Source organism: Bacteroides sp. An269, assembly GCF_002159755.1.
Classification (GTDB): domain Bacteria; phylum Bacteroidota; class Bacteroidia; order Bacteroidales; family Bacteroidaceae; genus Phocaeicola; species Phocaeicola intestinalis.
Window position 1 is genome coordinate 1 of record NZ_NFJG01000031.1, and the last position, 13,367, is coordinate 13,367.

At 52.2% G+C, this 13,367-nt stretch carries 13 protein-coding genes; 4 read left to right on the top strand and 9 right to left on the bottom strand.

Annotation, left to right across the window (positions count from 1 at the left end):
• Positions 1-175 precede the first annotated feature (175 nt).
• Entirely contained in the window at positions 176-823 is a 648-nt protein-coding gene (locus B5F71_RS08075; RefSeq protein WP_087209098.1) for a DUF1349 domain-containing protein, read from the top strand.
• Between the two features lie 52 nt (positions 824-875).
• Here B5F71_RS08075 and B5F71_RS08080 read toward each other — a convergent pair whose 3' ends face one another.
• The 6 genes from B5F71_RS08080 to B5F71_RS08105 form a co-directional block, all read right to left on the bottom strand.
• The gene (locus B5F71_RS08080) at positions 876-2,120 is read right to left on the bottom strand and encodes an alpha/beta fold hydrolase (RefSeq protein WP_087209100.1); all 1,245 of its coding nucleotides are present in this window, start codon (positions 2,118-2,120) and stop codon (positions 876-878) included.
• A gap of 158 nt (positions 2,121-2,278) precedes the next feature.
• Positions 2,279-2,974, bottom strand: coding sequence for a response regulator transcription factor (locus B5F71_RS08085; RefSeq protein WP_087209103.1), 696 nt, complete (start codon positions 2,972-2,974; stop codon positions 2,279-2,281).
• Positions 2,975-3,036: 62 nt separating this feature from the next.
• A complete protein-coding gene (locus B5F71_RS08090) occupies positions 3,037-4,410 on the bottom strand; it encodes a HAMP domain-containing sensor histidine kinase (protein WP_087209106.1) in 1,374 nt (457 codons plus the stop codon).
• Between the two features lie 154 nt (positions 4,411-4,564).
• Positions 4,565-5,305, bottom strand: a complete 741-nt coding sequence (locus B5F71_RS08095; RefSeq protein WP_087209108.1) for a hypothetical protein — start codon at positions 5,303-5,305, stop codon at positions 4,565-4,567.
• A gap of 40 nt (positions 5,306-5,345) precedes the next feature.
• Complete coding sequence (locus B5F71_RS08100; RefSeq protein WP_087209111.1) at positions 5,346-5,573, bottom strand: DUF6364 family protein; 228 nt, start codon at positions 5,571-5,573, stop codon at positions 5,346-5,348.
• Between the two features lie 141 nt (positions 5,574-5,714).
• A complete protein-coding gene (locus tag B5F71_RS08105; protein ID WP_087209114.1) occupies positions 5,715-6,470 on the bottom strand; it encodes a DUF6261 family protein in 756 nt (251 codons plus the stop codon).
• 439 nt (positions 6,471-6,909) lie between these two features.
• On the opposite strand from B5F71_RS08105, the gene B5F71_RS08115 reads away from it, so the two are divergent.
• Both B5F71_RS08115 and B5F71_RS08120 read left to right on the top strand, forming a co-directional pair.
• The gene (locus B5F71_RS08115; RefSeq protein WP_087209120.1) at positions 6,910-7,263 is read left to right on the top strand and encodes a type II toxin-antitoxin system RelE/ParE family toxin; all 354 of its coding nucleotides are present in this window, start codon (positions 6,910-6,912) and stop codon (positions 7,261-7,263) included.
• The gene (locus tag B5F71_RS08120; RefSeq protein ID WP_022040558.1) at positions 7,223-7,528 is read left to right on the top strand and encodes a helix-turn-helix transcriptional regulator; all 306 of its coding nucleotides are present in this window, start codon (positions 7,223-7,225) and stop codon (positions 7,526-7,528) included. Before B5F71_RS08115 ends, B5F71_RS08120 begins: the two co-directional genes overlap by 41 nt.
• Before the next feature lie 92 nt (positions 7,529-7,620).
• On the opposite strand, the gene B5F71_RS08125 is transcribed toward B5F71_RS08120, so the two are convergent.
• Positions 7,621-7,926, bottom strand: a complete 306-nt coding sequence (locus tag B5F71_RS08125; RefSeq protein ID WP_087209123.1) for a helix-turn-helix transcriptional regulator — start codon at positions 7,924-7,926, stop codon at positions 7,621-7,623.
• A gap of 236 nt (positions 7,927-8,162) precedes the next feature.
• Between B5F71_RS08125 and B5F71_RS08130 the strand changes: the two genes are divergently transcribed.
• On the top strand, positions 8,163-10,436 hold the full coding sequence (locus B5F71_RS08130) for an outer membrane beta-barrel family protein (RefSeq protein WP_087209126.1): 2,274 nt from the start codon (positions 8,163-8,165) through the stop codon (positions 10,434-10,436).
• Positions 10,437-10,530: 94 nt separating this feature from the next.
• On the opposite strand, the gene B5F71_RS08135 is transcribed toward B5F71_RS08130, so the two are convergent.
• Together B5F71_RS08135 and gltX are read right to left on the bottom strand one after the other, a co-directional pair.
• On the bottom strand, positions 10,531-11,754 hold the full coding sequence (locus B5F71_RS08135; RefSeq protein WP_022040556.1) for a glycosyltransferase N-terminal domain-containing protein: 1,224 nt from the start codon (positions 11,752-11,754) through the stop codon (positions 10,531-10,533).
• An 8-nt stretch (positions 11,755-11,762) separates the two neighbouring features.
• Positions 11,763-13,289 (bottom strand): glutamate--tRNA ligase, encoded by a 1,527-nt coding sequence (gene gltX / locus B5F71_RS08140; protein ID WP_087209130.1) that lies wholly within the window; start codon positions 13,287-13,289, stop codon positions 11,763-11,765.
• Between the last annotated feature and the right edge of the window lie 78 nt (positions 13,290-13,367).

The following is a 13,367-nucleotide window of genomic DNA, read 5'->3' on the forward strand; positions in this document are numbered from 1 at the left end:
TTTACGCATAAAGTCATGGGGGTATTAAGTTATTTCTTTCATTTACAAATTTAATAATTCTCTTGGCTTTATGCTATTTTGCTAGCACATTACAAACATAGGAACTAAGCATTGCGTCTCCCAGCCGGAAGCCTTACCTTTGCAAAGGTAAACATTATATTCATTCAAAACCGATATGAGAACAATCTTCTGGACACTTTTCGTGCTGGCTGCATTGACCTGCCAGGCACAGACACTGGAGAAAATGCAATGGTTCAACGAACCGGAGCAATGGAAAATTGAAAACAAAGCATTGACAATGTCGGTCACTCCGCACACCGACTACTGGCGCATCTCGCACTACGGATTCACCGTCGATGATGCACCGTTTTATTATGCCACCTACGGAGGCGAGTTTGAAGTGAAAGTCAAGATTACGGGAGACTACAAGGTGCGCTTCGACCAGGCAGGGCTGATGCTCCGCATCGACAAGGAAAACTACATCAAGGCAGGAATCGAGTTCGTGGACGGGAAATTCAACCTGAGTACCGTGGTCACACACCACACGAGCGACTGGAGCGTCATCTCGCTCGACAAGCCTGTACCCTACGTATGGATTAAAGCAATACGCCGCAAAGATGCCGTCGAAGTGTTCTACTCGTTCGACGACCAGACCTACACCATGATGCGCAATGCCTGGATGGCAGACAACACCCCGATGATGGTAGGGCTGATGGGTGCCTGCCCCGACGGTGAAGGCTTCAACGTGACATTCGAGCATTTCCAGGTAAAACACCTGCCCGACATGCGGCGTATGGAATGGCTGAAACAGAACGCCGAGTGATTCTCCGTATCATAGCCGAACGCAGAAGCACTCCTGCACCTCTGCGTTCCGTTTATCGGAGTGCATTTATCCAGTCCGCAATGTCTTTCAGCACTTCCGGAGCGCAAGTCTCTTCTATGCGGTAATAATCCAATGACGTAGCAAGCTGGCAATGCTGGAACAGATGGTTCAGTCCGGGATATTCCTTGATGAGATTCTGCCGGTTGCCGTCCGCCAAGTATTTCCTGATTGCCCCCAAATTGCTTTCCGCCAGCACCTGCATGTCGTGGGTGCCGTTGATAGCCATCACTGGCACAGTGGTATTCATAATGTCGGATGCCGGATCGTAATCAGCGAAATAGTCCAGCCAGGCATTCTGGGGCTGCAGCTTCATTTCTTCACGCACCTGCTTTACGGTCCGGTTTGCCGGCTTGCCGTAAAGCCGCAACTGGGCATTCTGCTGCTCTGCCAGCAGGCTGTCGCCTTTGATTCCCGGTCCTGCCATGCTGACGATAAAGTCGGCAACGCTATCGGCACCCAGCATGAAAGCAATCATTCCGCCTTCGCTATGCCCCAGCACACCGACCTTGCCGAACCGGCGGCTGTTCTTCAGCCAGGCAATGCCGGCTGCCGCATCATCCGCAAAATCTCTTGAAGTGGCTCCTTTGAAGTTTCCTGTAGAACGCCCTACGCCCCGGTCGTCATACCGCAGGGAAGCGATGCCGTTCTTTGCCAGATAATCGGCTATAACCAGAAAGGGCTTGTGCCCGAACACTTCTTCATCCCGGTTTTGCGCACCGCTTCCGGTCACCATCAATACCACCGGCACTTTCTTGCCTTCGGAATAACCTGCCGGACAGGTCAATGTGCCTGAAAGCGTGGCACCGGCTGCATCGTTGGAGAAGCTCACTTCTTCGGTCTTATATCCCAGACTTCCCTTAGGCTCCTGCGGACGAGCAGGAGCATCCTGTTCTCCTGTTGTCAGATTCAAAGGAAAGGACATCCCGTGCTGGACAAAAGTGCCTTCCACCGTTCCTTCCTTCCATTTACCGGTGTAAACCACGTTGATTACCGGCACCTCCAGGCTTACGGAATCATCGGCAAGCCAGTCCACCTTTACAGGAATATCCTTGGCACCTTGTGCCGGTACGTCCATCTTCACCACATCTTTTCCGGCCGGGTCTTTTTCGAAATGGAAAACGATGCCGAGTTTCTGAGAACCTGCGTTCAAATCGCCATGCCACGAGCCGGTGATATGCTGGGCATGAACCATACACGTTCCTATCAGGAACATCACAATCAAAGAAATTCTTTTCATAAGATATTTAGTTTAAATTGAATATCCGTAAACATCCCATGTAGGGGTGTATTGCATACGCCCGAATGCGTCCACTTATCCACGCGGATGTCTTCAAGGCGTATGCGATACGCCCCTACAGCCAATTGGACAAATACAGAATTTAGTTTAAAACGCCATCAGTCCACCAACTGCAAGCCCACCCCCTTCACCGTCTTCAGCTGCACGCTCTCGTCGGCGGCGAGCAGCTTGCGCAGGCGCGACACGAAGACATCGAGGCTGCGCGAGGCGAAATAGTCGTCTTCGGTATTCCACAGGCGCGAGAGGATGACTTCGCGGCGCACCACCCTACCCTTGTTCTCGCACAGCAGGCGGAGCAGGTCCGCCTCGCGCACGGTGAGGGTTTCCGCTTCCCCGTCCGCCTTTAATAAAGTAGAGCGGTCGGCGTTGAACGTGTAGAGCCTGCCTATCGGGAAGAGCGTTTCGTGGGCTTCCGCCTGCCTGCCCTGCGTCAGCCTGAGCAGGGCGGTGACGTGGGCGTGCAGTTCTTCGGGCAGGAAAGGCTTCTTGATGTAGTTGTTCACGCCCAGTTCATATCCTTTCACCACGTCTTTGGGCGACACCCTGCCCGAAGTGAACAGGATAGGCGTGCGCTCGTCCGTCTCGCGGATGCGGCGCACCATCTCGTAGCCGTCCATCACGGGCATCTCGATGTCGGACACGATGACGTCGGGCTTCCACGTTTTCCATATCCGCAAGCCCTCCTCGCCGTCCGCAGCGGTCTGTATCTCGTATCCGCCTATCATGTCTTCCAGCCCGCCGCGGATGATGTAGCACAGGTTGGCATCGTCTTCTACCAATAATAGTCTTGTCATTTGCTACTCCTTTCTTCTTGTTTTTTCACCACAGATTACACAGATTAAAATAATTAATTTCTCTAATCTGTGTAATCTGTGGTGCCCTTCGGAAACACCAGCGTGAACTCGCTGTACTCGCCTTCGATGCTCTCCAGCTTCACCGTGCCGCCATGCGCCTCCACGATGCGGAGCACGTAGTTCAGCCCCAGCCCGAAGCCCGGTGCACCTCCGCCCCGGCTCCGGCTTGCCGCCGAGGCACGCTCGTATTTCTCGAATATCTTCGCCTGGTCCTTCAACGGAATGCCAAAGCCGTTGTCGCGCACCGAGACCGCGATGCTTCCGTCGGCACGTTTCGCCGAAGCGAAGGTTATCTCCACCTCACTGCCCGAATATTTCACGGCATTGTCTATCAGGTTGCTCAGTGCCTCGCGCAGAAACTCCTCGTCGGCATACACCGCCGGAGCGTCCAGCTTCCATACATAGCGTATCGGCTTCTCCGCCTTCGCCTGATACTTTGCGGCAAGGTCCTCCAGCATCGGGCGCAGCAGGCATTCCGTCTTGTCGAGCCTCAGCTGGCGGTGCTCCAGTTTGGCGAGCGTCAGCACCTTGTTGGTCAGGCTGATGAGGTGCTCGCCCTCCTCGCGCAGGATGCGGAAATACTGCGCCCGCTTCTCGGGCTGGCTGTCGAGCCGTCCGGTCTCGAGGATGCGCGTGCCCATCACGATGGAGCTGAGCGGCGTCTTCATGTCGTGTATCATCGCGTACGAGAAGTCCTCGCGCAGCTTCGCCACCTTGTCCTGCCGCAGGATGATGCGCACCTGCCACACCACGCACACCACCGCCACGGCGATAATCAGCACCGTGGCTATCAGCACCAGCGTCATGCGCCGCGCGATGACCCAGTAGGGATTGGTGATGATGCCCTGCACGAAGCGTGCCTCGTCGAAGTCGAGCATCAGCGAGTCGGTCTTCAGGATGCCCTTGCGGCGCAGCTCCTTCCCCACGGAAGAACGGAGCACCCGCCCCGTGGAGTCGGTGATGCACGAAGCCACCTCGGCACGGATGCCCACCGAGTCGAGCATGTGGGCGTAAATCGAATCGAGCACGGGGAGCGACACGTCCAGATGAATTTCCGTGTAAATATAATCCTGCATGGCGGTATGGATGTTTGCCATCAGCCACCGGTTTGCGCCTCCGTCCACCTCGGCATACGTCGTATCCACCTCAAACTTCAGCGAGAATGTCGTGTCTGCTTTGCCAAACCGTTCTTTTTTATACGATTCCATCCGGTGGAACATCTCTTCCAGCGAAGCGTCGCGGAACACCTCGTCCGCCTTCATCCGCAAGCTCTCTTCAGCCAGCCGGTAGCTGTTCGCCAGCCACACGTATTGCAGCTCCGCTATCGCCAGCAGGGCGATGAGGGTTATCCAGCGCAAGTGTCTTATCTCTTTCATTGGATTGATTGTTGAAACGCAGATTTTCGCTTTTCTTATGAATTAGGAATAGAGTTTATACAGAATAAATACTGGCTTAATTTTCAACATTCTAAAGCCTTATACAATATAATATCTATTGTATAAAATTATCATTATAGCTATCCATATCCTGTTAGTTGAATAGCTGATTCAAATTTTCAATCAATAATTTTGTTGGCAAATCATTTGATACATATAAATCATGTGTAGTACATCCAAAATAACTTCGCATATTAACTCTATATTTACAAAAATCATCCAAATTAGGCATCCAGAATTCTTTATTTTGGGTTTTCAAAGAGATAGTGTCTTTCAAATACTTATTGTAATGATTATTATCAGGAAATACAAAATAAACAATTTCTCCAGAATCATACGAGAAGCTACCGTCTGGATTATTTTTTACATTTGTCAAAGTTGCAGGATACAAAATACACTTATATCCCAAAACTTCTTTGTGTTTAAATTCCCAATCTGCAACAGGAGGAATGAATGTCAGAGATTTTGTAGAATGATTACCTAAAGAACTTTTCTTTTTAAACTCAATAGATTTATGTATTAGTTTAATTGTACCATCACTTAATTGAATACGTGCATCATAAAATAGACTTAAATCAGGTTCCCAAAATATGTCTTCATCTTTTTGTCTTGCTACACACAACATTTGATTTAACAATTCTTCAGAAAATGGAAAAACAAATATCTCTGTATCAAAAGTTTCATCCAATGAATACGTATAATATTTTTTCCCAAACATTTCTGAAAGATACTCAAAACCTGATGCATTCTCTACATGATTAGCTTTTACTATAAGAGAATGACCATCCGGATTTAAATGATTATCTTCAATCTTAACAATAACAAATTTATCCATATTATTTTTATTATAACGTGAGCCGATATAAGGATTGAAATTATTCCAGTCCCACTTCTTTCCCGTCCAAGCGGACAACGCCGACCAAACGCTGCACCCTCGGATCCAATTCCGAAACGGGGCGGATTTTCTCTTTCTGCTTGCTTCCCGTCACCTGCTTCAACAGATTTTCTACCAATTCCGACAAATCGGTCCCTTTCGAACGTGCGTAGTCGGATGCCTGTTGCAGTACGTTGCTATTGATGCTCAATGTCACATTCTGGTTCATAGCGTTTCTCCTTTCGTTTCTTCTTTCAATGTTCAAATCGTAAATAAAAACAATCTGTGTTGATGTAGAGACGATGTGCACATCGTCTCTACTGCTGTCGCCGGAAATAACGTAAATAATCCGTGTAATCTGTGGTGAAAATCACTCTTCCGGTTCCGGCGCAGGCGTGTCGCCGCCCGATGCGGAACCGCCTTTCGATGCGCTGCCCGCAATCGACGAATACGTGCCCACCAGCCCGTTCACGCTCGCGATGAACGTGTTTATCTCGTCCGAAGGCTGCACAATGGCGTAGGCGTTCACCGTCTGCACGATGTCCTGGTAGAGGGCGTTCGCCTCGTTGACGGCATCTTCCGACTTCACGTCGCTCTGCGTCATGCGGCTGCTCATCTCTTCGGTCTTCTTCAAAAATTCAGTGTCGAAAGCGGCGTTTGCCTCACGCACCGCCTCCACTTCCTCCGTCAGCCCCAATGCGGCGACCGCCTCAGCCTCGGCATCGAGCATCGCCAGCATCCCGCGTGTCTCGGCGGTCTGCTTGGTGTACTCGTGCTTGCGGATGCCGCGGTAGGGCGACATCTTGGCGTCGAGCAACGTAGCCGCCGCCTTTTTCTCGGCGACAGGCGAGGTGAGGTAAGCGTTTACCACCTGCCCGATGACCCCCGAAGCACGGTCGCGCACGTCGTCCGCCTCGGCAAGCGTAGCGGTGGCAACGAAAGCCCGTTCGCGGTTGACTATGGATGCCAGAAGCTCGCTGGCGGCACTGTATGCCGTGGCTTTTTCAGTGATGTGCAGTGCCGCCGGAGTGGTGGCGGTGATGCAGTCGTTTACTTTCGTGTGGAAATCGCTGCACGAGCCGATAGTCATCCGGCTCATGCCGAAAGTTTTGATTTGATTTGCCATGATGTAGATACTTTAAAAGTTAAAGATACGTTTCTTCGCGGTGCCGTACCCCTCGGAAATGCCGCCGAAGCGGTTCCGCAAGTCTCCGCAGGGTTACGAAGTGCCGCCGAAGCGTTTCCGCAAGCCTCCGCAGGGCTACGAAGTGCCGCCGAAACGTTTCCGCAAGCTTCCGCAGGGCTACGAAGTGCCGCCGAAACGCATCCGCACGCAAAGTTAGCATAATCGGCGGATTGGGCAACAGTTTGGCGGGGAAAATCCGCTCTGGACTACGTTTTTTCACCGTTTCGGGACGAATGGGCGGTTCTTGCGGATTGCACGATTTGTTGGGCGAAGCGAAAAAATCCGGCGTGACGGCAGCCAAACGCAGAGACACAAAGACGCAGAGGAAAAAAATCCTGCAAAAGTTGCATTATATTGCAACTTGCGTTATCTTTGCGCTATGAGACGGAAGATAATCGCATTCGGGAAATACTATAAGGACTTCCTTTCTGCATTGGGCGAGAAGGAAGTGTTGAAAGTGAAATACGTCTTGTCGCTATTGGAAACAGAAGACAGGATGCCTGTGAAATTCATAAAAGCCATACGCGACGGCTTGTATGAGTTGCGCATATCGTATAAGGGAAATATTTACCGCATCTTTTTTATCTTTGATGAAGGGCAAATCGTAGTGCTTTTCAACGGATTCCAAAAGAAGACGCAGAAGACGCCGCCCTCGGAAATAGCAAAGGCATTACAAATAAAGGAGGAATATTATGAATACAAACGAAGAAATGCTGACCGACATCAGCGCTGAACTGGATAAGGAGTTCGGTGCGCCCGGCACGCCCGAACGTGCGAAGTTCGATGAAGAAGCGTATGCGTTCTACACAAGCCAGATTCTGCTTGACGCAAGAAAGGAGGCGGGAATGACCCAGTCCGAGCTTGCCGACCGCCTCAGCGTGACAAAATCGTACATCTCACGGATTGAGAAAGGAGTGATAACCCCCAGTGTCGCCACTTTCTACCGGATAATGCACGCCCTGGGAATGAGGGTTGAGGTGGTCAAGCCGATTGTGTGACAAATTGTAGGGACGGGGTCTGCCCGCCCGAATGCATCTACAGCGGATGTCTTCGGGCGAGCGGACCTCGCCCCTACCGTGATTTATGATTGTCAGATTGGGCGCAATTCTACCGTCATTCCCATTGCGGCGGCTATCTTGTAAAGTGTGGCGACGGTAGGAACGGTCAGTCCCTGTTCTATCCTTGAAATGTAGCTTTTGTCCGCACCGATGCGCCGTGCCAGTTCCGCCTGCGTAAGGTGGGCATTCTTTCGGGCGTCCATTAGAATCTGTGCGTTGTATTCCTCCCATGCTTTTTCACGGTTTCTCTCCCGTTCGGGCGTTCCCTCTTTTCCCAATTCTTCATCAAGCAATGCGCTGATGTCATAGATTTCGTTGCTTGTCTCCTTTTGTTTCATGCTGTAAAAGTAGTAAAAGTTGTACGTTGATACAACTTTTATAAAGATTTTCCACTCCCCACTCTTATGCGGTATTTTTTCACCACAGATTACACGGATTAGAAAAATTAATTATCTTAATCTGTGTAATCTGTGGTGAAAAAAGTTCCCGTTAACGTTACGTTAACCTTGCGTTAACCACCGATGCGGAGGCGGCTATTTACCTTTGCGGCATCAATCAAAAACGACAGAACGACATGAAAACATTCTTTTTCTTGCTGATGTGCGGAGCGGGTACGGCTACACTCTCCGCCCAAAGCCTGACGGGGACGGTGACCGATGCCGACCGGCAGCCCGTGGAAGCCGCTACGGTGGTGCTGCAAACCGCCGACTCTACCTATATCGACGCGACCCTGACCGACAGCTTGGGCGTGTTCCGCTTCGGGCAGCGTCCCGAGAGGTACCGCCTCATCGTGGAACACCTTATTTATAATACCTGCATCCGCGAAGGGAGCGGGACAGACGCGGATACCCTCGTGCTGACGCCGCGCGACTATGCGCTGGACGAGGTGACGGTGCGCGGCGAGCGTCCGCTGGTGAAGGTGGAGGGCAGCCGCCTGACTTACGACGTGGCGCAAATCGCCGCCAGCCGCCTCGTGACCAATGCCTACGAAGCCTTGCTGCAGCTGCCGGGCGTGGTGGAGAAGGACGGCGTACCTGCCCTTGCCGGAAGCGGAAGCCTGGGCATCGTGCTCAACGGCAAGCCTTCATCCATGAGCGCCGAGCAAGTCATCGCCCTGCTGAAGGCAACGCCTGCCTCGCGCGTGGAACGGGCGGAGGTGATGTATAGCGCGCCGCCCCAATACCACGTGCGCGGCGCGGCGGTCAACCTCGTGCTGAAAGGTTACAAGGCTGGCGAGGGAGGCCTGCAGGGCGAGGTAAACGGCAGTTATGTGCAGAAGGACGAAGCCGGAGGCAACGGGGGCGTGACGCTGGCGTGGCTCTCGCCGCGATGGGACGTGGACGCGATGTACCACCTGAGCGACTATTATTACCGGCAAGGAATGGACTTCCGCGCCCTGCACACCGCAGACGGAGAGACGCACGACATCCGCCTGTCTGAAGATGACAGCGGACGGAGCCTGCCCCATACCTTCCGCGCCGCCGCCACCTACAAGCCCACGGAGGACGACCGCCTCAGCCTCAGCTATACCGGAAGCCTCAAGCCCGACGGGAAATCGACGGCAGACGCATGGGGCAACGTGACGGACTCGCACAACGGCAAGCGGAGCGATACGCAGCTGCATAACGCCGCGCTGAACTATACCTCCGGCTTCGGGCTGAGCGCAGGCGCCGACTACACGTATTACGAAGACGAGAGCACGCAAGACTTCACCGATACCGAAACCGAGCCGTCCGCCTTCCGCAGCGACTCGCGCCAGCGCATCGGACGCTGGAAAGTGTATGCCGACCAAAGCCATTCGCTCGCAAAGGGCTGGACGCTGAACTACGGCATGGCGTTCACCTACGTGAACAACCGCAACTCGCAACGCTACGACCTACCCGAGATGAGCGGCATGGACAGCGAAAGCCGCATCGACGAATATACCTACAACGTCTATGCCGGATTCGACAAGGCGTTCAGTCCGCAATGGAACCTCAGCGCGTCGGCAGCAGTGGAATACTATAAAATGGCGGACTACCGGAAATGGGCGGTCTACCCCACCCTCTCGCTGAACTACATGCCTTCGGCGGCACACATCTTCCAGCTTTCGTTCAGCTCGGACAAGACCTATCCCGACTACTGGACGCTGAGCGGCAGCACCAGCTACCTGAACGGCTATCAGGTGATAGAAGGCAACGCCAGCCTGCACCCCTACACCGACTATACCGCCACGCTGACCTACATCTGGAAGAGCAAGTACATCGTGCAGGCGGAATACAGCTACGTGCCCGACTACTTTATGCAGATGGCATACCTGGACTCGAACGAGCTGCGTGCCATTTATAATTACCAGAACTGGGACTACCTGCAGCTGCTCACGTTCACCGCCGTCGTCCCCTTCCGCGTAGGCACGTGGTGGGACAGCCAGCTGACGCTGAACGCCCAGCTGAAGCACGACAAGGCGAGCCGCTACTACGACGCTCCCTTCGACAACAAGCGGTGGGCAGGCATCGGGCAGTGGACCAACACCTTCACCCTGAGCAGCCGCCCCAATATCCGTCTGGAAATCTCCGCCTTCGGGCAGACAGGAGCCATACAGGGCAGTTACCGCCTCGGTGCCGTGGGCTATGTGGATGCCGCCCTGCGCTACACCTTCGCCGGCGACAAAGCGATGCTCCAACTGAAAGGCACCGACCTCTTCAACGGGATGAACCACCTCGACATCGAGTCGCGCAACGGCACCCAGCACTTCGATATGCGGGTAAAGAACTACGCCCGCAGCCTCACCGTCTCGTTCAGCTACCGCTTCGGCGGGTATAAGAAGAAGGAGGCGAAAGAGGTGGATACGTCGCGGTTCGGGATGTGAGGTTTCAAACAGATAAACAAAAGAGGCTGTCTCTAAATGAAAAACAACTTTCATTTAAAGACAGCCTCTTCCCGAATGATAAAAGAAAGACACGTCACAAACGGACGATATCCATTATTTTGTCCAGCGCACCGGCGTTGTCTTTTACATAATCGCCTGCCGCCTTACCCGAAGCAGAAAGAAAGGCTTCATCGGACAGGAAGCGATCCATCAGGGTTTCGAAACCGGTAGCATCGGTTATCTCAAAACCGCCATGGCAGGCTTTCAATCCCTGAGCTTCAAGGAATTTCTGGTTGTTAGGTCCGAAAACAACAGGGATGCCATAAACAGCCGCTTCGAGCGTATTATGTATGCTCACGCCGAAACCACCGCCAATGTATGCCACCTCGCCATACCGATAGATAGACGAAAGCAGTCCGAAACAGTCTATGATAAGACAGTCTGCACGGCACACGTTCTCTGGCGTCGCCTGCGTGTAACGCACCGCAGTGCGGTGCAGCTTGCTTTCGATTTCGGACAGATGGTTTTCATCAATGACGTGGGGAGCAATGATAAGCTTCATCTCCGGATGGGCATTGAAATAGGGAATGAAAATATCCTCATCGGGTGCCCACGAACTGCCAGCCACCAGCGTATAGCGATTGCTGCCCTTGAATGCTTCTACCAACGGAAGTTCTTTCGCCTGACGGCAGATGTCCAGCACGCGGTCGAATCGTGTATCACCCACAATGGTGGTAGCGGTGACACCTATCCCTGCAAGCAGGCGCACAGACTCTTCATTCTGCACAAAGAGATGGGTAAAACATTTCAGCACGTCCCGATATGCTACACCGTACCACCGAAAGAACACTTGCTGCGGACGGAAGATGGAACTGACGCTGTAGACCGGCACCCCACGACGATGAAGCGCACCAAGATAGTTTTTCCAAAACTCATACTTGATGAAAAATGCGGCGCAAGGATGTGCTGCATCGAGAAAACGGCGCACATTGCGCGGCGTATCAAGCGGTAAGTAGCACACCACATCGGCACCCCGGTAATCCTTGCGCACCTCGTAGCCCGAAGGCGAGAAAAACGTCTGCAAGATTTTGTATTGAGGATAATTCCGGCGGATAAGCTCTATCAACGGGCGTCCTTGCTCGAATTCACCCAATGAGGCGGCATGAAACCAGATGTACTTCGCCTGCGGATCAATTTTCCGTGCCAGCACATCGAAAGCTTCACGCTCACCCTTTACCATCCGCGCCACTTTCTTATTGAACAGCGCAATCAGACGGACTGCCCCTACGAACAGGCAGATTGCAAAATTGTATATCATCACACCGGTTATTTAAGCACCTCCACCGCACGGCGCATACGCCTGATAGTCTCTTCCTTGCCCAGCAGTTCGGTAATGTCGAACATATGCGGTCCCTTGCATTCGCCTACCACGGCAAGACGGAAAGCATTCATCACATTGCCCAAGTGATATCCCTTCTCTGTAATCCAGGCTATCACAATGTCTTCCGACGGTTTCGAAGTGAAATCACCGATACCTTCCAGCACACCGGCCAGCTCGTCCATAATACGGGGCGTATCGGCATTCCAGCGTTTCTTCACATCTTTCTCGGCATAGGTTTCAGGAGCCACGAAGAAAAAGCGTGCCTGCTCCCAAAGTTCTTTCACAAAATTGACACGGCCTTTCACCAGTGAAACGACCTTTGTCAGATAACTATCGGTATAATCGTGCACTGCCACTCCATGCGCTTCCAGCACAGGTTTGAACAGGGCAGCAATCTCCTCGTCACTCTTGCGCAGAATATATTCATGATTGAACCAGATGCCTTTCTTGTAATCGAATTTAGCCCCCGCCTTGCTACAGTGGTTCAAGTCGAAAAGATTCACCAGTTCGTCCATCGACATCAATTCCTGGTCATTACCCGGATTCCAACCCAACAAGGCAAGGAAGTTAATGACCGCTTCGGGCAAATATCCCGATTCACGGTATCCCGATGACACTTCACCAGTCTTGGGATCATGCCATTCCAGTGGGAACACAGGAAAACCAAGACGGTCGCCGTCACGCTTACTCAATTTTCCATTGCCTTCGGGTTTCAGCAACAAGGGCAGATGTGCAAAACGGGGCATCGTATCTTCCCAACCAAAAGCACGGTAAAGCAAGACGTGCAAGGGAGCCGAAGGCAGCCATTCCTCACCACGGATAACATGGGAAATTTCCATCAAATGGTCATCGACAATATTTGCCAGGTGATACGTAGGCAGTTCGTCTGCCGATTTATACAGAACCTTGTCATCCAGAATAGAAGAGTTGATTTTCACATCGCCGCGAATGAGATCGTCCACGTGCACATCTTCATCGGGTTCAATTTTGAAACGAACCACATACTGTTTTCCTTCGGCAACAAGACGGTCTACTTCCTCTTGCGGCATCGTCAGCGAATTACGCATCGACATACGTGTAGAGGCATCATACTGGAAGTTAGGTATTTCCTTTCGTTTGGCATCCAGTTCTTCGGGCGTGTCAAAAGCAATGTAGGCTTTTCCACTGTCGAGCAACACTTTCACATATTTCTTATAGATGTCGCGACGCTCCGACTGACGGTAAGGTCCATAATTTCCTCCGAAACTGACCCCTTCGTCAAACTGGATACCCAGCCATTTGAACGATTCGAGTATGTATTCTTCCGCTCCCGGAACGAAGCGGTTCGAGTCGGTATCCTCGATTCGGAAAACCAAGTCCCCCCCGTGCTGACGGGCGAACAGATAGTTGTATAAGGCAGTGCGCACACCACCGATGTGTAACGCTCCCGTAGGGCTGGGAGCGAAACGAACTCTAACTTTTCTTTCTGCCATAGTGATTTTATCTAAAAAATACAGCGCAAAATTAAGGTATTTTTCCCGTTTTTTTCTTATTTTGCAGGCAAAATATCC

What these genes read in the sequence shown, in the direction of transcription:
- B5F71_RS08075 (WP_087209098.1), top strand. Translation starts at nt 176, where the DNA reads ATGAGAACAATCTTCTGGACACTTTTCGTGCTGGCTGCATTGACCTGC.
- B5F71_RS08080 (WP_087209100.1), bottom strand. Translation starts at nt 2,120, where the DNA reads ATGAAAAGAATTTCTTTGATTGTGATGTTCCTGATAGGAACGTGTATG.
- B5F71_RS08085 (WP_087209103.1), bottom strand. Translation starts at nt 2,974, where the DNA reads ATGACAAGACTATTATTGGTAGAAGACGATGCCAACCTGTGCTACATC.
- B5F71_RS08090 (WP_087209106.1), bottom strand. Translation starts at nt 4,410, where the DNA reads ATGAAAGAGATAAGACACTTGCGCTGGATAACCCTCATCGCCCTGCTG.
- B5F71_RS08095 (WP_087209108.1), bottom strand. Translation starts at nt 5,305, where the DNA reads ATGGATAAATTTGTTATTGTTAAGATTGAAGATAATCATTTAAATCCG.
- B5F71_RS08100 (WP_087209111.1), bottom strand. Translation starts at nt 5,573, where the DNA reads ATGAACCAGAATGTGACATTGAGCATCAATAGCAACGTACTGCAACAG.
- B5F71_RS08105 (WP_087209114.1), bottom strand. Translation starts at nt 6,470, where the DNA reads ATGGCAAATCAAATCAAAACTTTCGGCATGAGCCGGATGACTATCGGC.
- B5F71_RS08115 (WP_087209120.1), top strand. Translation starts at nt 6,910, where the DNA reads ATGAGACGGAAGATAATCGCATTCGGGAAATACTATAAGGACTTCCTT.
- B5F71_RS08120 (WP_022040558.1), top strand. Translation starts at nt 7,223, where the DNA reads ATGAATACAAACGAAGAAATGCTGACCGACATCAGCGCTGAACTGGAT.
- B5F71_RS08125 (WP_087209123.1), bottom strand. Translation starts at nt 7,926, where the DNA reads ATGAAACAAAAGGAGACAAGCAACGAAATCTATGACATCAGCGCATTG.
- B5F71_RS08130 (WP_087209126.1), top strand. Translation starts at nt 8,163, where the DNA reads ATGAAAACATTCTTTTTCTTGCTGATGTGCGGAGCGGGTACGGCTACA.
- B5F71_RS08135 (WP_022040556.1), bottom strand. Translation starts at nt 11,754, where the DNA reads ATGATATACAATTTTGCAATCTGCCTGTTCGTAGGGGCAGTCCGTCTG.
- gltX (WP_087209130.1), bottom strand. Translation starts at nt 13,289, where the DNA reads ATGGCAGAAAGAAAAGTTAGAGTTCGTTTCGCTCCCAGCCCTACGGGA.